The following is a 19,460-nucleotide window of genomic DNA, read 5'->3' as shown; positions in this document are numbered from 1 at the left end:
GGGCGCGCCCATTGGCCTGATCGGAGGCGGCGGAGTGCATCACTTCGCGACGTAGACCGGCTTGCCGCCCGCGGTGATCGAGCGCGCCCATTGCCGCTTCAACAATCCCTCGATCTGCGTCGGGACCGACACATAATCCAGCGCCGCCGCCTGCGCATCGCCCTTGGCGAAGGCCCAGTCGAAGAATTTCAGCACCTGTGCGCCGGTTGCGCCATTCGCCTGGCTGCGGTGGACCAAAATAAAGGTCGCGCCGATGATCGGCCAGGCGCCGGCACCCGGCTGGTCCACCAGGATGATGCGGTTGCCAGGGCTGTGCAGCCAGTCGGCGCTGGCGGCTGCGGCGGCAAAGGTCTGCGCGCTGGGCGAGACGAACTGCCCCGCCTTGTTGCGCAGCTGGATGAAGGCGCCGCCATTCTGCTTGGCATAGGCATATTCGACATAGCCGATCGCGCCCGCCGTCTGCTTGACGAAGGCCGCGACCCCGTCATTGCCCTTGCCGCCGATCCCGGTCGGCCACTGCACCGCGTCGCTGGCGCCGACCTGCTGCTGCCAGGTGGAGCTGTTGCGTTCGAGATAGGTGGTGAACAGGAAGGTAGTGCCCGACCCGTCCGAGCGGTGCACCACCGTGATCGGCAGGTTGGGAAGGGCCAGCCCGCGATTGGCCGCCGCGATCTGCGGCGCGTTCCAGCGGCGGATCCTGCCCAGGAAGATGTCGGCCAGCAGCGCGCCCGACAGGCGAATCTGGCCGGGGCGGACGCCGGGCAGGTTCACCACCGGTACCACCCCGCCGATCACGGTCGGAAATTGGTACAGCCCATGCTTGTTGAGGTCGCGCGGGGTGAGAGGCTTGTCGCTGGCGCCGAAATCCACCGTTTGGGCGGTGATCTGCTTGATGCCGCCGCCCGACCCGATCGGCTGATAGTTCAGGCCGATGCCGGTCTGCGCGCGGTAGCTTTCCGCCCACTTGGCATAGATCGGGGCGGGAAAGGTGGCACCCGCGCCCGAGATGTTTGCGGCAGCCGCCATGCCGGCGAGCGCAAGGCCGCCTGCGCCTGCTACGAACATCTTCAACATGAGGATCCCCCCGGGGTGACGCGGCTATGCACCGTTGCCGTTGCCCTATGATCCTTGCGTGACTCTATTGTTACGGCAAGCTGGCCGCACGGGAGTGGTCAGGCCGCCAGCCGGTCGCGGCCCTCGGCCTTGGCGCGATATAGGAAAACGTCGGCGCGGGCGATGGCCGGGGCCAGCCCGATCTCGCCGGCGGACACGACCGCAAGGCCCAGGCTGACCGTCCAGCGCGGGCTGCCCTGGCCGTTGCCCGCCGCCACCTGGCGCAGCTGCTCCGCATAGCAACGTGCGCCGTCCGGGCCGCTGCCCGGCAGGATGGCGACGAACTCGTCGCCGCCGATCCGGGCAAGTTCACCGCCCTGATCGCCGGCGAGCCTTGCCGCCATGGTGGACAGCGTGCGCAACACCGTGTCGCCGGCGGGGTGGCCGTGACAATCGTTGATCGTCTTGAAATGATCCAGGTCGATCGCCACCACGCCGGTGCCTTTGATCGCCAGCTTCGGCTCCAGCAAGGACAGGCCCGCCCGGTTCCAGCTGCCGGTCAGGGGATCGCGCAACGCCGCCTCGCGCAGCTTCTGCTGCGCGCGCTCGCCCAGCATCGCCAGCAGGCCCAGGTTCACCATCGGCAGCAGAACCTGATCCAGCAGGGTCGGTACGACCACCAGCAGGTCGTTCCCGATCAGCAGCGTGCCGGCAAGGGCGATGATGCAGCCGGGGACATAGGCCAGCATCGCCGTGCCGGCGATCCGCTTGCCCTGCATCTCCGTTTCCGCCGGCTCGGCCCGCAGCAGTCCCAGCGCCAGGATGATGGTCGAAATGGCGAGGCCCATTGAGTCGCAGGAGCGGATCAGCGGCCAGCCAAGCGGCAGGCCGGCATCGGCCAGCCAGCGCGGCACCGCATACATCAGCGTGGCGGCGGCAATCGGCACCAGCATCCAGGCGCGAAACGGCACCTTGCCCTCGAACTGCCGGATGCCAGACACGATCAGGACGTTGGAAAAGGACAAAGCCGCGAACAAGGCGGCGCCGGTCAGCCGGCTGGATGCCGTCGGCAGCAGTTCGAAACCGATCATGGTCATGGCATAGAGCAGGGCGCTCATCGTCCAGTGCAGCAGGTGCGCCTCATGCTTCTGGCGCAGCCAGAGCCACAGGAAGACGAGCGCATAGGCTCCGCTTCCCAGCAGGCTGCAGAGATGCAGCGTCGGTATGTCAATGCCGTTGAACATGTGATGTGGAACCCCGCCCGGCGCTATCGTAGCGACCGGGTGGTTAAGAAAGTGTTGACTGGCCGAACATACGACCGGCCGGACGGGATCAATCGTCCGGCAGCACCCGGACCGCGCCGCGCGCGGCATTGCCGGCAAGGAGGGCATAGGCCCTGAGTGCCGTGGACACGGTGCGCTTGCGTCCGAACGGCTTCCACGCCTGCGCGCCGCGTGCCTCCACCGCCGCGCGCCGGGCGGCCAGAGTGGCGTCGTCGACCAGCAGGTTGATGGTACGGTTCGGAATGTCGATCGCGATTGCGTCGCCATGCTCGACCAGCGCGATCAGCCCGCCTTCCGCCGCTTCGGGCGAGACATGGCCGATGGACAGGCCGGACGTGCCGCCCGAAAACCGCCCGTCGGTCAGCAGCGCGCAGGCTTTGCCGAGGCCCTTCGACTTCAGGTAGCTGGTGGGGTACAGCATTTCCTGCATCCCCGGCCCGCCGCGTGGGCCCTCATAGCGGATCACGACCACGTCGCCCGCCTGCACCTGGTTGCCCAGGATCCCGGCCACCGCCGCGTCCTGGCTTTCGTACACCACCGCCCGACCGGTGAAGGTCAGGATGCTGTCGTCCACGCCGGCCGTCTTCACGATGCAGCCTTCGGGCGCGAGATTGCCGAACAGCACCGCCAGGCCGCCATCCTGGCTGAAGGCGTAAGCGGCGGAGCGGATCACGCCCTTTTCCCGGTCAAGGTCCACATCGTCCCAGCGGCGCGACTGGCTGAAGGCGGTCTGGGTCGGCACGCCGCCGGGGGCCGCGCGATAGAAATCGCGCACGCTTTCGCTGTTGGTGCGGACCACGTCCCAGCGGCCGAGCGCCTCGCCCAGCGTGCCGGCATGAACCGTCGGCTGCTCCACGTCGAGCAGGCCGGCCCGATCCAGCTCGCCCAATATGCCCATGATGCCGCCGGCGCGATGGACATCCTCCATATGCACGTCGGACTTGGCCGGGGCGACCTTGCACAGGCACGGCACCCGGCGGGACAGGCGGTCGATATCGGCCATGGTGAAATCCACCTCGGCCTCATGCGCGGCGGCCAGCAGGTGCAGCACCGTGTTGGTCGATCCGCCCATGGCGATGTCGAGGCTCATTGCATTCTCGAACGCCGCGAACGTCGCGATCGAGCGGGGCAGGGCAGTGGCGTCGTCCTGTTCGTACCACCGTTTGGCCAGGTCGACGATCAAGTGCCCGGCCTCGCGGAACAGCCGTTCGCGGTCGGCATGGGTCGCCAGCGTGGAGCCGTTGCCCGGCAAGGAAAGGCCCAGCGCCTCGGTCAGGCAGTTCATCGAATTGGCGGTGAACATGCCGGAGCAGGAGCCGCAGGTGGGACAGGCCGACCGTTCGATCGCCTTGACCTCTTCGTCCGAATAACTCTCGTCGGCGGCGGCGACCATCGCATCGACCAGGTCGAGCGCGACCTCCTTACCCTTCAGCACCACCTTGCCGGCCTCCATCGGCCCGCCGGACACGAACACGGTGGGGATGTTGAGGCGCAGGGAGGCCATCAGCATGCCGGGCGTGATCTTGTCGCAATTGGAAATGCACACCAGCGCGTCGGCGCAATGGGCATTGGCCATATATTCGACCGCGTCCGCGATCAGTTCGCGGCTGGGCAGCGAATAGAGCATGCCGTCATGCCCCATGGCGATGCCGTCATCGACCGCGATCGTATTGAATTCCTTGGCCACCCCGCCCGCCGCCGCGATCTCGCCCGCGACCAATTGCCCCAGATCCTTGAGGTGGACGTGGCCCGGCACGAATTGCGTGAAGCTGTTGGCGATGGCGATGATCGGCTTGCCGAAGTCGCTGTCCTTCATGCCGGTGGCGCGCCACAGGCCGCGTGCGCCGGCCATGTTGCGGCCATGGGTGGTGGTGCGGGAACGATAAGCAGGCATGGACGGCGTATATCATTCGCGAGCGAGAGGACAATGTCGAACATGTCCGAGCGTCGCGTCCGCACGCAACAAAGTGAACGCTATATTCGCCGCTGATGCCGGAATCGTTGCGCTGAGACAATGGTTTTGCGGCGACCTCGATGGTGCCGCGACCTGCGGCGGCGCGCTCGATGCAGGGGGTGTTACCGCTACGGTTTGACAGCAAGGCGAAAAACGATCATCTGCGCGCCTCCGGCCCGATGGCGGAGTGGTTACGCAGAGGACTGCAAATCCTTGCACGCCGGTTCGATTCCGGCTCGGGCCTCCACTCTTCTCCGATGCGATGATCGTGCGACGTGGCGCCGCAAGGCGGCGGCGCGTTGCGGGGCCTTGTTGCAGGCGGGTGCCGAACGGCGAAGTGGACAGGGCGGCATTGCGTCGCGGCGATGCGCCACCTATCGTGCATGTGTAATGGACTTCACCATAGCTATCCTGATTGTCGCCGTGCTGTGCCTCAGCGTGACGGCCGGTCTTTATGCCCTCATGTCCCACCGCAGGCGCGAGGCGCGTGCGCTGGCCGATTACGGGCGACGGCGCGGCCCGACGCGGTCATGGGCCTGCCCGCAATGTTTCAGCCGCACCTATTCGGAAAAGTTCATCCGCGAACGCTATTGCGCGCGGTGCAACAAGCATTTTCCCGACCGGCAGGGATGATCCCGTTGCGGCGTCGCCGTCGTGCCTGCGCAGCCCTGCCGCCGGCCGTGTGATCCTGCTGATTTATGCCCTTGCCGCCGCATCCGCGCCCTTGGCGACAGGGGGCGCCTTCGATATGCATTGCCAACAGCATCGGTGTCTTGTATGAATAAGACACCTCAGAAGGGCCAGCAGGTGACCGAGCATAATTTCGAGCAGATGCGCCGCGCGATGGTGGCAAGCCAGCTTCGCACCACGGCGGTGAACGACCCCCGCGTGGTGGAAGCGATGGGAGAGGTTCCGCGCGAGCGCTTCGTTCCGGCGGGGCAGGTCGGACAAGCCTATCTCGACATCTCGCTGCCGCTGGGCGACGGTCGCGCGCTGGCCTCGCCGATGGTGCTCGGCCGATTGCTGACCGAGGCGCGGGTGCGGCAGCATGATCGCGCGCTCGTGATCGGCGCATCCTCCGGCTATTCCGCCGCCGTGCTGGCCAAGCTGGCAGGCAGCGTGGTGGCGCTGGAGCAGGGCGCGGCCCCGGCCGTGTCGGCGGACAACGTGACCGGTGTTCAGGGGGCGCTGACGGCCGGGTGGCCGGCCAGCGGCCCGTACGACCTGATCCTGTTCGACGGCGCGATCGAATATGTCCCGGCCGAAATACTGGACCAGCTGGTCGACGGGGGCCGGATCGCGGCGCCCGTGCTGGAAGGCGGCGTCACCCGTCTGGCGATCGGGCGCAAGGCGGGCGGAAGCTTCGCCATGATCAGCTTCGCCGATGCCGAGGCGCCGGTCCTGCCCGGGTTCGTCAAGCCCAAACAGTTCACGTTCTAAGAGCCAGGGGGGGGGCTGATGGTCAAGCGGGGGCTGATCTGGGGGATGATGGCAGGCACGGCGCTGACGGCAATGCCCGCGTCGGCGACGACGCTGCGTGATGCCTTCAACCAGACCTATACCGACAGCCCCGATCTGAACGCGGCCCGCGCGCAGCTTCAGGCGACGGACGAAGGCGTGCCGATCGCCAAGGCCGCCTCACGGCTGGGTGTCACGGGGGTGGTGGGCGTCACCCAGAGCAGCAACGGACTGAGCCGCCTGGACAATGGCGCGCGCGTGCTGACGGGGCAGGTGAACCTCAACTACCCGCTATTCCAGGGCGGTCGCGTCCGCAACGCCATCAACGCCGCCGAAGCGCGGGTGGTAGCCGGGCGGTCGGACCTGCGCACGGTCGAGGGCAACACCTTCACCGAGGCGGTCGGCACCTATATGGACGTGATCCGCGATCAGGCGATCGTCGATCTGCGCAAGAAGAATGTCGACGTGCTGAACACGAATGTGCGCGCCAGCCGCGACCGGTTCGAGGTGGGCGACCTTACCCGCACCGACGTCGCCCAATCCGAAGCGCGGCTCAGCCTGGCACGCAGCCAGCTGGCGACCGCGCAAGGCAATCTCACCTCCAGCCGCGAAAATTATCGCCGCGTGATCGGCAGCTGGCCCGAGCGGCTGGAGCAGCCACCGGCCTTGCCGGTCCTGCCGGCCACATCCGACCAGGCGGTGGACATCGCGCTCAAGAGCAGCCCTGCTATCGCCACCGCCACCGCCACCACCCAGGCCGCGCAATATGACGTGCGCGCGACGCGGGCGCAGCGCCTGCCGACCCTGTCGGCCATCGGTGGGTCGAGCTACAACGATTATCTCGGCACCCGCGCGCGCCAGGTCGGCCTGCCCAACAACACGCCGGGTATCGACCAGACGCAGGGGCAGAACAATCTCGGCGTCAGCCTGTCCGTACCGCTATACCAGGGCGGGCTGGTCGGTGCGCGTGTCCGCCAGGCACAGGCGATCGAGAACCAGGCGCTGGAACAGTCCATCTCGATCGAACGGCTGGTCGTGTCGCGCGTGCGCGGCGCCTTTGCGGTCTATCAGGCCGCGGGCGCGGCCATCACCGCCAATCAGCAGGCGGTGTCCGCCAACACGCTGGCGTTGGAAGGCGTGCGCGCGGAAAACAGCGTCGGCACGCGCACGGTGATCGAGGTGTTGAATGCGGAGCAGGAATTGCTGAACGCGCAGGTGTCGCTGGTGTCCGCCCAGCGGGATCAATATGTGGCGGGCTTCGCCCTGCTGAACGCCATGGGCCATGCAGAGGCGCGCGATTTGGGTCTGGACGGCGGCGCGCTCTATGATCCGCTGTCGAATTATGATCGCGTGCGCAACCGGTTCGGCGACTGGAGCGATAATCGCCGCTACACGTCGCGCAGCACCCGCACCACCGGACAGACCCCGGACAATGCGGACGTGCAGCCGTACACGCCGGGCGAGTCCCGCCCCGTGACTCCGCCGCGGAACTAGGCGATAGCATGGGGCAATGAGCGACGGCGGCCCTGAACAGTCGATGGAAGACGTGCTGGCTTCCATCAAGCGCATCATCAGCGCGGACGTGGACGCCGTGCGACGCGGTGCATTGCCGCCCGCACCAGCACCCACGCCCGCATTGGCGGGGGAGGATGACGTCCTCGAACTCGGCGCCGCGCCCACGCCCGGCCCGGGCCAGTCCGCGCCGGCGGCGGGGGCGGGGGCGTTGATCTCGGCGCGGACGGCAGAGGCGAGCAAGGCCGCGTTGGCGACCCTGGCGAGCCTCGCCATCGATCCCAATGCGGCCGACAATACGCTGGACGGGCTGGTTCGCGAAATGCTGCGCCCGATGTTGAAGGAATGGCTCGATGCCAATCTGCCGGACCTGGTCGAGCGGGTGGTGGCGCGGGAGGTTGCGCGGGTGATCGGGCGCTAGGCATCGCACGCTTTCCGCGCGGGGCGGCCCCCGCCGTCGCGCGGCAGCTTGTGTCCGGGCATGGCCTTGTTCATGCAGCCACGCATGAAAGCCCTCACCGCTGCGGCACTTGCCGCTCTGCTCGCCGGTTCCGCTTTGGCCCGACCGTTCACGCCGCAAGACTTGGTCATGCTCTCACGGGTCAGCGCGCCCGTGGTCTCGCCCGATGGTCGCTGGCTGGTTTGGCAGCAGCGCGAGACCGACCTGGCCGCGAACCGGGGCATGAACGACTTATGGCGGCTCGACCTCAAGGCCAAGGGCGCGACGCCGGCCAGGTTCGCGTCGCTGGCCCAGGCGAACGAGGTGGATCCGGCATTCGCACCGGACGGCCAGCTCTATTTCCTGTCCGATCGCGGCCAGTCCAACGCCGTCTGGCGGGTCGGCATGACCGGCAGCGAGCCGGTGCAGGTGACCGGAGCGTTCGACCTGTCAGGCTTCAAGCTGTCGCCGAAAGGCAATGCCATCCTGGTGTGGGCGGATCGTCCGGTGGGCGCCGCCTCGCTCGCGGTCGAGCAGGCGCCCAAGGACAAGAATGCCGGCAGCGCGCGCACTTACGAACAATTGTTCGTGCGCCATTGGGACAATTGGGCCGATGGGCAAAGGTCGCAGGCGTTCGTCATCCCGTTGAGCGGCGGCAAGGCGGCGGAGCCGGGCAGGGCCATTGTCGGCGGCCTGGTGGGCGACACGCCATCCAAGCCCTATGGCGGCGCCGAGGAGTTCAGCTGGAGCGCGGACGGCCGCACCATCTTCTTCACCCTGCGTGAGGCTGGACGAATCGAGTCGCTTTCCACCAACCTCGACATCTTTTCCGCGCCCGCTGACGGATCGGCGGCCCCGACCAACCTCACCGCCGGAAATCGCGCGACCGACACGCTGCCGACCGTCTCACCGGATGGGCGCTGGCTCGCCTGGGCGGCGATGAAGCGGCCGGGTTACGAGGCCGACCGCCAGGTGCTGTGGGTGCGCGAGCTTGCGACCGGCAGGACGCGCGCCTTGACCGAGGCGTGGGACCGATCGGTCGCCACCATCGCCTGGGCAGCGGATTCGCGCAGACTCTATGTCACGGCGGGCGACCTGCTGGATCAGCCGGCGTTCCGCGTCGACCTGGGCGATGGCAAGGTCCACCGGCTGACCGGCGCGGGCCATGTCTCCGCGCTCACGCCGCTGCCGGCGGGCGGGTTCGTCTACGCGCTGGACAGCCTGACCGCGCCGGGCGACCTCTGGCGGTGGAATGCCGATGGCCGCACCACGCGCCTCACCAACGTCAATGCCGCCAAGCTCGCGGGCATCGACCTGCCGACCGTCACCCGCTTCACCTACAAAGGCGCGGACGGCGACACGGTGTGGGGCTTTGCGGTCAAGCCGGCGCAACTAGCACCGGGTACCAAAGCGCCGCTCGCCTTTTTGGTGCATGGCGGGCCGCAAAGTTCGTTCGGGGACACCTGGTCCTATCGCTGGAACCCGATGGCGTGGGCCGGCCATGGCTATGCGGTGGTGTCCGTCGATTTCCATGGCTCCACCGGCTACGGTCAAGCCTTCACCAATGCGATCAACCGGCAGTGGGGCGGCAAGCCGCTGACCGACCTCAAGCTCGGCCTCAAGGCGGCGGTGGAGCGGTTCGACTTCGTCGACGGCGACAATGCCTGCGCCGCCGGTGCCTCCTATGGCGGCTATATGATGAACTGGATCGAAGGCAATTGGCCCGACCGGTTCAAGTGCATCGTCCAGCATGACGGCGTGTTCGACGCCCGCGCCATGGCCTATGAAACCGAGGAACTATGGTTCGACGAATGGGAACATGGCGGCAGGCCATATTACGAGGCGGCCGCCGAATATGAGCGGTGGAACCCGGTCAACCATGTCGCCGATTGGAAGACGCCACAGCTGGTGATCACGAGCGAGAAGGATTTCCGCATCCCCTATACGCAGGGGATCGCCGCTTTCACCGCCCTCCAGCGGCGTGACATACCCTCGCGCCTGGTCGTCTTTCCGGACGAGAACCACTGGGTGGTGAAGCCCCGCAACTCGCTCCAGTGGCACGGGGAGGTGTTCGGCTGGATGGATCGCTGGACAAAGCGGACCGGCGGGTAAGCCGGCCCGCGAGGATCAGGCGAGCGTCACGAAACTGTCGAGAACCCGCTTGCGCTCGGCATGTTCGAAATCGATCTCCAGCTTGTTGCCTTCGATCTTCGCGATCGCGCCATAGCCGAACTTGGAATGGAACACGCGCTGCCCGAGCGTCAGGTCAGCGCGCGACTTCGCGGCGAAGCTGGCGGCGCTTGCCTTCACCTCGGCCAGGCGGGTGGGGGCCATGTCGAGCGGCTTCTGCGCCGCCCGCTGCCAGCCGGGGCCGCGCGTCGCCGCCTGTCCCGGCCGCTCGCGCGCGACATGGGCGAAGGGATCGGCCTGTTCGCTCCATTGCGCCCGCCACAGGCTCTCGCCGCCGCTCATGGTCGTCTCGCTGTCGACATGCTCGGGCGGCAATTCGGTCACGAAGCGGGACGGGATAGAGCTGGTCCACTGGCCATAGATGCGGCGGTTGGCGGCATGGAGGATGTAGGACCGCTTGCGCGCGCGGGTGATGGCGACATAGGCCAGCCGGCGCTCCTCCTCCAGCGACGCGGTGCCGCCTTCGTCCAGGGCGCGCTGCGACGGGAACACGCCTTCCTCCCACCCGGCCAGGAACACCGTGTCGAATTCCAGCCCCTTGGCGGCATGGATGGTCATCAGCGTGACCTTGTCGCGATCCTGGTCGGCATCATTGTCCATCACCAGGCTGACATGTTCCAGGAAAGCGCCCAGCGTTTCATATTCTTCCATGGCGCGGGTCAGCTCGGTCAGGTTCTCCAGCCGTCCCGTCGCCTCGGCCGACTTCTCCGCCTGGAGCATGCCGGTATAGCCGCTTTCGTCCAGCATCAGCCGGGCAAGCTCGGCATGGGGCAGTTCGTTCAGGCGCGAACGCCAGCGCGCAATGTCGCCGATCAGATTGCCCATCGCCCGGCGTGCCTGCGGTGTCAGCTCGTCCGTGTCGAGGATGCGCGCGGCCGCAGTGGTGAGCGGCAGCCCTTCCGCCCGCGCCAGTTGGTGGACCTTGGCCACCGCCTTGTCGCCCAAGCCGCGCTTGGGGACGTTCACGATCCGCTCGAACGCCAGATCATCAGCCGGCTGCGCGATCACGCGCAAATAGGCCAAGGCATCGCGGATTTCTGCCCGTTCGTAGAAGCGGAAGCCGCCGACAATGCGATAGGGCAGGCCGATCGCGATAAAACGGTCCTCGAACTCGCGCGTCTGGAACTGCGCGCGCACCAGGATCGCCATTGTGTCCAGCGTCTGGCCGGCACGCTGTGCTCCTTCGATCTCCTCACCGACGCGGCGGGCCTCCTCCGGCCCGTCCCACACGCCGATGACGCGAACCTTCTCGCCCACGTCGATTTCGGTCCACAGCGTCTTGCCCAGCCGCCCGCCATTCTGCGCGATCAGCCCGCTGGCCGCGCCGAGGATGTGCGGGGTGGAGCGGTAATTCTGTTCCAGCCGGATCACCTTGGCGCCCGGGAAGTCACGCTCGAAGCGGAGAATGTTGGCGACTTCCGCGCCGCGCCACGAATAGATGGACTGATCGTCGTCACCCACGCAGCAGATATTCTTCCGCTCCTGCGCCAGCAGCCGCAGCCACAGATACTGGCTGGCATTGGTGTCCTGATATTCGTCCACCATGATGTAGTGGAAACGCTGCTGATAGTGCGCCAGCACGTCGCGGTGCGTCTTCAGGATTACCAGCATGTGCAGCAGCAGGTCGCCGAAGTCGCAGGCATTCACCGCCCGCAACCTTTGTTGGTAGTTGGCGTACAGTTCCGCTCCGCGCCCGTTGGCGAACGCCTCGCTCTCCGCCGCGTCGATTTCCGCCGGGGTCCAGCCCCGGTTCTTCCACCGGTCGATCAGCCCGGCCAGCGCGCGCGCGGTCCAGCGTTTCTCGTCCAGTTCCGCCGCCTGGATCAACTGCTTCAACAGGCGCAGCTGGTCGTCCGTGTCGAGGATGGTGAAGTTGGATTGCAGGCCGACCAGTTCGGCATGGCGGCGTAGCATCTTCGCCGCGACCGAGTGAAAGGTGCCGAGCCACGGCATCCCCTCCACCTGTTCGCCCATGATCCGTCCGACCCGCTCGCGCATCTCGCGCGCGGCCTTGTTGGTGAAGGTGACGGCCAGGATCTCGCTCGGCCAGGCGCGGCGGGTGGCGATCAGGTGCGCCAGCCGCGCGGTGAGGGCGGCCGTCTTGCCGGTTCCCGCGCCCGCCAGCACCAGGACCGGCCCCTCGCTGCTCAGCACCGCATCGCGCTGGGGTATGTTCAGCCCGCGCAGATAGGCGGGTTCGGACGGGGATGCAGCAGGAAGACTCACCCGCGAACAGGTAGGGAACGGCAGTGGGCGGGGCAAGCGTCGATGGAACTTTACGCCCCGTTGATCGGTAGGGTCTGCCGTTGAGTTCATGTTTGTTATTGCGGCCGAGCGGGTCGAACTCGCCGGCGCACCAACGCAAGGAGGTGTACCATGAAGAAGACGTTGCTGATCCTCGCCGGCCTGAGCCTTGGCACCGCTGCGATAGCGCAGGACATGCCGTCTACCACGACGACGGACGCACCGGGCGCAACCACGCCGGGCATCGCGCCGATGGATCCCGCCACTCCCGACACCGGCGCGATGACGCCGGGTGCGACCGATCCGGGCATGGGTGCGCCCACGACCGCCCCGGCCGATCCGGCCATGAGCGCACCGCCGGCACCCGATGCTGCGATGACCTCCTCCTCGGGCATGCAGTCCAACATGACCAATCCGACGCCGGTCGACAGCGCCAACCTGCCGCGCTGCTCGCGTTCGGTGACGGACAAGTGCGTGCAGGGCGGCGGCCGTCGCCGTCGCTGATCGCGACCGACATCGTCGTTACGGGAAGGGGTCGCCACGGCGGCCCCTTTCTTTTTGCCCCTGTCCGATGTCCATCACCGGCCTGTCCACTCTCGACAGCGCGCCCGCGCCGCTGGATAGGAGGCGGCCTGTAACGGCGGGGAGGGGAGAGCGGATGAGCAAGGGCGGCACTGGACCATCGACGCGGCGCGTGCTGGCGGCCAGCCTGATCGGCACGGCAATCGAGTTCTACGACTTCTACGTCTATGCCACCGCCGCCAGCCTGGTGTTCGGCGAATTGTTCTTCCCGAGCGCGGTCAAGGAGACGCAGCAGCTGGCGGCGTTCGCCACGCTGGGCGTCGCCTTCGTGGCGCGGCCCTTGGGCTCCATCTTCTTCGGGCATTTCGGTGACCGGGTCGGGCGCAAGTCGACCCTGGTGGCCTCGCTCCTCACCATGGGCATATCGACCACATTGGTCGCGGTGCTGCCGACCTATGCCACCGCCGGGTGGACCGCGGCCCTGCTGCTGTGCGTGCTGCGCTTCGGCCAGGGTTTCGGCCTGGGCGGGGAGTGGGGCGGGGCGGCGCTGCTGGCGGTGGAGCATGCGCCCCCCGGCTGGCGCGCGCGCTTCGGCATGTTTCCGCAACTGGGCGCTCCCGTCGGCTTCCTGGCGGCCAACGGCTTTTTCCTCATCCTCGGCTTGATCCTGACCCCACAGGAGTTTCGCGACTGGGGCTGGCGCATCCCCTTCGCCGCCTCGGCCCTGCTGGTGGGGGTGGGCCTGTGGATCCGCCTGAAGCTGGCCGAAACGCCGCAATTCGCGGCTGCACTGGCGGAGGCGGAACCGCCCAAGGTGCCGCTGGCCACCCTGATCGCGCGGGACAGCAAGCCGCTGATCGGCGGTACATTGGGGGCGATCGCCTGCTTCGTCCTCTATTATCTCGCGACCGCTTTTGCGCTCGGCTACGGCGTCAAGACGCTGGGCTTCACCATGCAGCAGATGCTGTCGGTGCAGCTGGGCGCGATCCTGCTGATGGGGGTGGGCATCATCCTCGCCGCCTGGGCCGCCGATCGCCACTGGGACGAGCGGCGGGTGCTGATCGGTGGATCGGTCGCCGCGATCCTGCTGGGCTTCTTGGTCCAGCCGCTGATGGGATCGGGCTCGCTCGCCTTGATGTTCCTGTTCCTGTGTGTCGCCCTGTTCGTGATGGGCTTCACCTATGGCCCGCTCGGCGGTTGGCTCCCCAGCCTCTACCCGCCGCTGGTGCGCTATACCGGCGTGTCGATGGCCTTCAACCTGGCCGGCATCCTCGGCGGCGGGCTCACGCCCTTTGCGGCGCAGGCGATGGCGAGCATGGGTGGCCTGTCGCTGGTCGGCCTCTATTGCAGCGGGATGGCGGCGATCAGTGTGGTGGCGCTTCTGGCGCTCGGCGCAAGACGGTGAGCTTGGGCAGGCCGTAGCTCTTCTCCGCCTCCACCAGCCAGCCGGCGGCGGAGACATGCTCGTCGCTGCGCGTCTCCACCGTCGCCCATGCGCCCGGCGCGGCCCAGCCCAGCCGGGTCAGCCGCTCGATCAGCGCGCCCGCCCCGCCCGACCCATAAGGCGGGTCGAACATCAGCAGGTCATAGGCGCGCCCTGACGGTCCGAGGCCCGACACGGCCGACGGGATCACGTCCGCATCAGCGCCCAGCTTCTCGATATTGGCGCGAATCGCCTTCAGGGCCTCCCGGTCCTGATCCACGAAGGTGCAATGCGCCGCGCCGCGCGACAGAGCTTCCAGCCCCAGCGCGCCGGTGCCGGCGAAGATGTCCGCCACCATCAATCCGTCAAACGCGTCGATCCGGCTGGTGAGGATGGAGAACAGCGCCTCGCGCGTCCTGTCGCCGGTCGGGCGGGTGGTCGCGCCCGCCGGCACGGTCAGCGTCCGCCCGCGCCATGCGCCTGCGATGATCCTCATGCCTTCAACGTCTTGCGGAACGCGACGAGATCGTGCTGCCGCACCTCGCCCACGCTGCCGACCGGCATGTCGTCCAGCACGAACGGGCCGTAGGCGGTGCGGATCAGGCGCCCGACCTTGAGGCCGAGATATTCCAGCACGCGGCGCACTTCACGATTCTTGCCCTCGCGCAGCCGCATCTCGATCCAGACATTGGCGCCGGTGCGGCGTTCCAGATTGGCGTCGATCGATCCGTAGCGGACGCCTTCGATCTCCACCCCTTCGATCAGATCCTCCAGCTGCGCCTGCGACACGGTGCCGAAGGCGCGCGCGCGATAGGTGCGTTCGACGCCGGTGGCGGGCAGCTCCAGCTGGCGCTTGAGCCCGCCGTCGGTGGTCAGCAGCAGCAGCCCTTCGGTGTTGAGGTCGAGCCGGCCGACCGGCACCACCCGCGGCATGTCGTTGGGCAGCCGGTCGTAGATGGTGGGCCGCCCGCGCGGATCCCGCTCGGTGGTGAGCAGGCCGGTGGGCTTGTGGAACAGGAACAGGCGGGTAGGGGAGGGGGCCTGAACCGGCTTGCCGTCCACCGTCACGCCGTGGAGCGAGGTGACGATGGTGGCGGGCGTTTCCAGCGGCTTGCCGTCGATGGAGATGCGCCGCGCCTCGATCATGCGCTCGATCTCGCGGCGGGAGGCGATGCCGGCGCGCGCTAGCAATTTGGCGATGCGTTGGGGTTCGCGGCTCATGGCGTGGGTAGCGGCTCGATCACGGGGGATTGCTGGGGGCCTAGCAGCCCCTCCCACTTGGCGACCAGCACCGATGCGACGGCGTTGCCGACCACGTTGGTGCCCGAACGGCCCATGTCCAGGAATTGATCAACGGCGATGATAAGCAGCAATCCGGCCTCTGGTATGTCGAAGAAATGGAGGGTGGAGGCGATCACCACCAGGCTGGCGCGCGGAACGCTCGCAATGCCTTTGGAGGTGACCATCAGCAGGAGCAGCATGACGATCTGCTGCCCCCAGGTCAGGGGAATACCATAAGCCTGGGCGATGAACATCACCGCAAAGCTGCAATACATCATCGACCCGTCGAGATTGAACGAATAGCCGAGCGGCAGGACGAAGCCGGCGACACGGGGCGGCACCCCGAACCGCTCCAGCGCCTCCAGCGTGCGTGGAAAGGCGGCCTCCGACGACGCGGTCGAGAATGCGAGCAGGAACGGCGCGCGGATATAGCGGAACAGGTCTCGGGCGCGCGATCCGACCGCCAGTGCCGCCACCCCGAACAGCACCAGCCACAGCACGATCAGGGCGAGGTAGAAACCGCCCATGAAATAACCGAACGTGACAAGGATGCCGAGGCCTTCCTTGGCCACCGCCGACGCCACCGCCGCGAACACCGCCAGCGGGGCCAGCCGCATCACGTAATCCGTGATCTGCAACATCAATTGGGTGATCGCCTCCAGCAGCTTGACGACCGGTTCGGCCCGTTCGCCCAGGGCGGTTGCGGCGACGCCGACGAACACGGCGGCGATCACGATCTGCAGCACGGCGTTCTTGGCCATGGAATCGACGATGGAGCTGGGCACGAGATCCAGCACGAAGGCCTTGAACGAGAAAGGCGGCTTGTCGACCACGCCCGCCAGGTGGCTGTCCGGCAGCGGCAGGTTCAGGCCGACGCCCGGCTGGACGATGTTCACGAACAGCAGGCCCAGCGCCAGGCTGACGACGCTGGCGAGCAGGAACCAGCCGATCGCGCGCGCGCCCATCCGGCCCAGCGCGCTGCTGTCCCCCATGTGCGCGATGCCGCCGGCCAGGGTGGCGAACACCAGCGGGGCGATAACCATCTTTATCAGCTTCAGGAACAGGCCGGTCAGGATCGAAAGGCCATCGGTGATCGTTGCGACGGCGGTTGCATCGACAACGGCGACGTTGACAATGAACCCAACGATGATGCCCAGGATCATCGCGACAAGGATGTAGAAGGTAATCCGTTTGGCCACGCCATTCTCCTGGGGGGATGCGGCAACGGTGGTCGGGTGAAAGCGGCGGGCCGTCAAGCCCCGCCGGCATGGCAATGGGGTGTGGCGTCGATGCTGTTCGGGAAGACGGAGCGGATCATCCATCGCATCGTGATCGTGGAGGACGAGCCGCTCGTCGCGTTCGACAATGAACATTTCCTCCGCGACGCCGGCTACGAAGTGGCGGCTACGGTGGATACCGTGCCGGAAGCGATCGCCGCGATCATGGAGGGGGTCGACCTGGTCCTGGCCGACGTCAACCTGTCGTCGGGCGGCAGCGGGCGGGACGTGGCCCGCATCGCCAAGGAACGCGGAGTGCCTTTGGTCTATGTGACGGGATCCTGCCCCGACGATGCACGGAACTCCGCGATGGGCCTGCTCGCCAAGCCCTATAGCCAGCGCGACCTGCTCGGCGCGATCCAGGCGGTGGACGCGCGCCTGGCCGGGCGTCAGCCCCGGCGAGTACCCAAAGGCTTCACCCTGTTCGCCGAATAGGTTGCCCCGGCGCGCGCCGGCGCTAACGTGACGTGCATGAACGGGGTGGACGAACGGCGCGACGCGCGCGGCTGGCTGGATGCGATCAAGCCGTATACGGAGGCGGCGCCGGTGGCGGCGCTGTTCCTGGGCATGTCGTCCGGCTTTCCCTATGCGATGATCGGCGCGACGCTGACCACGCGCCTGGCACAGGCGGGAATCGACAAGAAGACCGTCACCGCCTTCACGCTCGCCTTTCTGGTCTACAATCTCAAGTTCCTGTGGGCGTGGGTCGTGGATGGCGTGCGCCTGCCGCTGATCGGGCGGATGGGCAAGCGCGTGTCGTGGATGCTGGTGGCGGGCCTGCTGGTGATACTGGCGGTGGCCAACCTGGCCCTGGTCGATCCGCAGGCGAGCATCGCGGCCACGGTGCGCGCCGCCATCCTGGTGGGGGTGGCAGGCGCTACGTTCGACATCGTCATCGACGCCTACCGCATAGAGTTGCTGGAGCCGCGCCAACTGGGCACCGGTTCGGGCATGTCGCAATATGGCTGGCGGATCGGCTCCACCGCGGCCGGCGGGCTGGCGCTGGTGCTGGCGGCGCGGATCGGGTGGAGCGGGGGCTATCTCGCCTGCGCGCTGTTCGCGCTGCCGGCGATGCTCACGGCCCTGGTGATGGGCGAGCCGCAGCGTCACCGCGATCCGATCGCGCGGCGTGGCGCGGCGGAGGTGTGGCGTTCGGTCGCGGGGCCGTTCGTGGAGTTCTTCCGCCGGCGCGGGGCCCTGATCGTGCTGGCCTTCATCCTGCTGCACAAGATCGGCGATACGCTGGCGAACCTCACCTTTCGCCTGTTGTTCGACAGCCTCGGCTACAGCAACGACGAAATCGCGATCTACGATGTCGGCTTCGGCTTCTGGGCCTATCTGGCGGGCATCTTCATCGGCGGCATTCTCTACGCGCGCTTGGGCCTGAAGCGGTCGGTACTGTTGAGCCTGGTGTTAATGGCGCTGTCTAACTTGAGCTTTGCGGGGCTGGCGGGGGCGGGCCATAGCAACTGGGCGATGGCGGGCGCGATCGGGTTCGAGAATCTCGCCAGCGGCATCGGCGGGGTGACCGTGGTCGCCTATTTCTCCGCTCTGTGCGACCTGCGCTTCACCGCCGCGCAATATGCCCTGATCTCGGCGGCGGCGAGCGTGGTCGGGCGCCTGGTCACCGGCACCACCGCCGGCGCGCTGATCGAGGCGTTCGGCTATGTCGAATTCTACCTGTTCACCACCGTGATCGCGCTGCCCGGCATCGCCCTGTTCTGGTGGATGATGCGGATCGGGCTGGTGGACAGCTCGATCGGCAGCGCGGGCGGGGTCGAGAGTGAAGGCGAGGGCAGGTAGGCGGCGCGTCGGGGACATTTTGTGCGAAGCCCGTCATCGCTCGACCCAAGCTGTGGGCCCACACATGCTAACGGCTGTGATCGGTGGTGAGCGGGATGGCGGCTTTCAGGGAGGCAGGCGATGATAGCCGCCTTTCAAAAAGGATCGAGAAGCGGGATTGCGGACGCTGCGCTCGCCTGACACCCGTCAAGGGAATTGCTAGGCTCGCCATGCTGTCGATAAGGGAGTTGAGGATAAGACCGATGCGTAAGCTGATCCCGTTTATGGCACTGGGTGCCGTCATCGCCGTACTGGCCTTCTGGCACGGTGCCACAGAGTCGCCGTCGTCGAAGGCGGCGCTCTACCTCTTCCCCCTCCTTCTGGCCCTTGGATTGGCGATTTGTTCCTTTTCCAGGAAGTCTCGTCCCACTCGTCCTTGAGCCAAGTCCCACGGCCGAAGGGCGAGCGGGAGGGCCGAAGCCATGGTGGAGTGAGAAAGCGGACAAAGACTTGCACCAAGGGAGCGCAGGCTGATGGTGTATTGCATGAGCACTACACGCGTCGCGCCTATACTGGCTTTTGATCTGGCCCCCGGCGGATTGATCGCCGGCGCCGCGGTGCATCTCGCCGCGTGGTTCAAAGGCCCGCGATGGATGGCGGCGTTGGGAGCGCCGCCGCCGATTGTCTCTTCCGCTGCGGCCGGAAGCTGGCCCGCTCTCCTCGGCAAGCTCGCTATCGCGGCGTTGCTGATCGGCTTGGCACTATCCTGCATTCTGGTGGCCCGCAAAACGGCCAAGATGACTGTCCTCCGCTGCGCACTCGGGCTTTTCGCGGTCATTTTCTTTGTGCGAGGCTTGCTGGTTGTGCCGTTCATCGCCGCCCGCCGAAGAGAATGGCGAACGCCCGTCGGTAAGATGATCGTCACCGGTGACTGGTTTGCAGCGGGATCACCGGTCGTCCTCGCCATTGGTGTGCTGATCGGCCTCGGTCTTCACCAGACACGATCGCAACGGTAAACGCCCAACATCGGCAAGCCACTTTC

18 protein-coding genes and 1 tRNA gene are annotated in these 19,460 nt (G+C 67.1%); 12 read left to right on the top strand and 7 right to left on the bottom strand.

The features are described from left to right. Nucleotides 1-39 precede the first annotated feature (39 nt). From pstS to ilvD, 3 genes are all read right to left on the bottom strand, one after another. Nucleotides 40-1,074: a phosphate ABC transporter substrate-binding protein PstS gene (gene pstS, locus Q0D93_RS08105; protein ID WP_294392753.1), complete on the bottom strand. Its 1,035-nt coding sequence runs from the start codon at nucleotides 1,072-1,074 to the stop codon at nucleotides 40-42. A 98-nt stretch (nucleotides 1,075-1,172) separates the two neighbouring features. Beyond that, nucleotides 1,173-2,297, bottom strand: a complete 1,125-nt coding sequence (locus tag Q0D93_RS08100; RefSeq protein WP_294392751.1) for a GGDEF domain-containing protein — start codon at nucleotides 2,295-2,297, stop codon at nucleotides 1,173-1,175. An 88-nt stretch (nucleotides 2,298-2,385) separates the two neighbouring features. After that, nucleotides 2,386-4,230: a dihydroxy-acid dehydratase gene (ilvD, locus tag Q0D93_RS08095; RefSeq protein WP_294392748.1), complete on the bottom strand. Its 1,845-nt coding sequence runs from the start codon at nucleotides 4,228-4,230 to the stop codon at nucleotides 2,386-2,388. 233 nt (nucleotides 4,231-4,463) lie between these two features. Between ilvD and Q0D93_RS08090 the strand changes: the two genes are divergently transcribed. The 6 genes from Q0D93_RS08090 to Q0D93_RS08065 all read left to right on the top strand — a co-directional run bounded on the left by Q0D93_RS08090 (nucleotide 4,464) and on the right by Q0D93_RS08065 (nucleotide 9,811). Next, a tRNA-Cys gene (locus Q0D93_RS08090) sits at nucleotides 4,464-4,537 on the top strand. Between the two features lie 143 nt (nucleotides 4,538-4,680). Further along, a complete protein-coding gene (locus tag Q0D93_RS08085; RefSeq protein ID WP_294392746.1) occupies nucleotides 4,681-4,923 on the top strand; it encodes a hypothetical protein in 243 nt (80 codons plus the stop codon). A 144-nt stretch (nucleotides 4,924-5,067) separates the two neighbouring features. Next, nucleotides 5,068-5,730, top strand: a complete 663-nt coding sequence (locus tag Q0D93_RS08080) for a protein-L-isoaspartate O-methyltransferase (RefSeq protein ID WP_294392744.1) — start codon at nucleotides 5,068-5,070, stop codon at nucleotides 5,728-5,730. Nucleotides 5,731-5,748: 18 nt separating this feature from the next. Further along, nucleotides 5,749-7,242 (top strand): TolC family outer membrane protein, encoded by a 1,494-nt coding sequence (locus Q0D93_RS08075; protein WP_294392742.1) that lies wholly within the window; start codon nucleotides 5,749-5,751, stop codon nucleotides 7,240-7,242. A gap of 16 nt (nucleotides 7,243-7,258) precedes the next feature. Further along, nucleotides 7,259-7,681, top strand: a complete 423-nt coding sequence (locus Q0D93_RS08070) for a DUF2497 domain-containing protein (protein WP_294392740.1) — start codon at nucleotides 7,259-7,261, stop codon at nucleotides 7,679-7,681. Nucleotides 7,682-7,765: 84 nt separating this feature from the next. Beyond that, a complete protein-coding gene (locus Q0D93_RS08065) occupies nucleotides 7,766-9,811 on the top strand; it encodes a S9 family peptidase (RefSeq protein ID WP_294392739.1) in 2,046 nt (681 codons plus the stop codon). Nucleotides 9,812-9,826: 15 nt separating this feature from the next. Here the strand turns inward: Q0D93_RS08065 and Q0D93_RS08060 are convergent, their stop codons facing one another. After that, complete coding sequence (locus Q0D93_RS08060; protein WP_294392737.1) at nucleotides 9,827-12,115, bottom strand: UvrD-helicase domain-containing protein; 2,289 nt, start codon at nucleotides 12,113-12,115, stop codon at nucleotides 9,827-9,829. 150 nt (nucleotides 12,116-12,265) lie between these two features. Here Q0D93_RS08060 and Q0D93_RS08055 point away from each other — a divergent pair, with 150 nt between their 5' ends. Beyond that, complete coding sequence (locus Q0D93_RS08055) at nucleotides 12,266-12,637, top strand: hypothetical protein (RefSeq protein ID WP_294392735.1); 372 nt, start codon at nucleotides 12,266-12,268, stop codon at nucleotides 12,635-12,637. Between the two features lie 154 nt (nucleotides 12,638-12,791). Beyond that, nucleotides 12,792-14,060 carry an MFS transporter gene (locus Q0D93_RS08050; RefSeq protein ID WP_294392733.1) on the top strand — a complete coding sequence of 423 codons (1,269 nt, stop codon included), beginning with the start codon at nucleotides 12,792-12,794 and terminating at the stop codon, nucleotides 14,058-14,060. On the opposite strand, the gene rsmD is transcribed toward Q0D93_RS08050, so the two are convergent. Genes rsmD through Q0D93_RS08035 form a run of 3 tightly spaced genes read right to left on the bottom strand, consistent with a single transcriptional unit; the run spans nucleotide 14,020 to nucleotide 16,558 of the window. Further along, entirely contained in the window at nucleotides 14,020-14,574 is a 555-nt protein-coding gene (gene rsmD, locus Q0D93_RS08045) for a 16S rRNA (guanine(966)-N(2))-methyltransferase RsmD (protein ID WP_294392731.1), read from the bottom strand. The two genes, Q0D93_RS08050 and rsmD, sit on opposite strands and share 41 nt — an antisense overlap. After that, a complete protein-coding gene (locus Q0D93_RS08040) occupies nucleotides 14,571-15,374 on the bottom strand; it encodes a pseudouridine synthase (protein WP_294392835.1) in 804 nt (267 codons plus the stop codon). The genes rsmD and Q0D93_RS08040 overlap by 4 nt, the downstream gene beginning before the upstream one ends. Then, nucleotides 15,296-16,558, bottom strand: coding sequence for a dicarboxylate/amino acid:cation symporter (locus Q0D93_RS08035; protein WP_294392729.1), 1,263 nt, complete (start codon nucleotides 16,556-16,558; stop codon nucleotides 15,296-15,298). The genes Q0D93_RS08040 and Q0D93_RS08035 overlap by 79 nt, the downstream gene beginning before the upstream one ends. 90 nt (nucleotides 16,559-16,648) lie before the next feature. Here Q0D93_RS08035 and Q0D93_RS08030 point away from each other — a divergent pair, with 90 nt between their 5' ends. The 4 genes from Q0D93_RS08030 (at nucleotide 16,649) to Q0D93_RS08015 (ending at nucleotide 19,434) form a co-directional block, all read left to right on the top strand. Next, a complete protein-coding gene (locus Q0D93_RS08030; protein WP_294392727.1) occupies nucleotides 16,649-17,071 on the top strand; it encodes a response regulator in 423 nt (140 codons plus the stop codon). A gap of 36 nt (nucleotides 17,072-17,107) precedes the next feature. After that, nucleotides 17,108-18,439 (top strand): MFS transporter, encoded by a 1,332-nt coding sequence (locus Q0D93_RS08025; protein ID WP_294392725.1) that lies wholly within the window; start codon nucleotides 17,108-17,110, stop codon nucleotides 18,437-18,439. Nucleotides 18,440-18,681: 242 nt separating this feature from the next. Further along, entirely contained in the window at nucleotides 18,682-18,858 is a 177-nt protein-coding gene (locus Q0D93_RS08020) for a hypothetical protein (RefSeq protein ID WP_294392724.1), read from the top strand. Nucleotides 18,859-18,963: 105 nt separating this feature from the next. Then, nucleotides 18,964-19,434, top strand: coding sequence for a hypothetical protein (locus tag Q0D93_RS08015; protein WP_294392722.1), 471 nt, complete (start codon nucleotides 18,964-18,966; stop codon nucleotides 19,432-19,434). Nucleotides 19,435-19,460: the final 26 nt, after the last annotated feature.

The sequence above is a fragment of the uncultured Sphingomonas sp. genome (genome assembly GCF_934560975.1).
Classification (GTDB): domain Bacteria; phylum Pseudomonadota; class Alphaproteobacteria; order Sphingomonadales; family Sphingomonadaceae; genus Sphingomonas_I.
The sequence above is the reverse complement of the archived record's forward strand: the minus strand, read 5'-3'. Positions and strand labels throughout refer to the sequence as shown.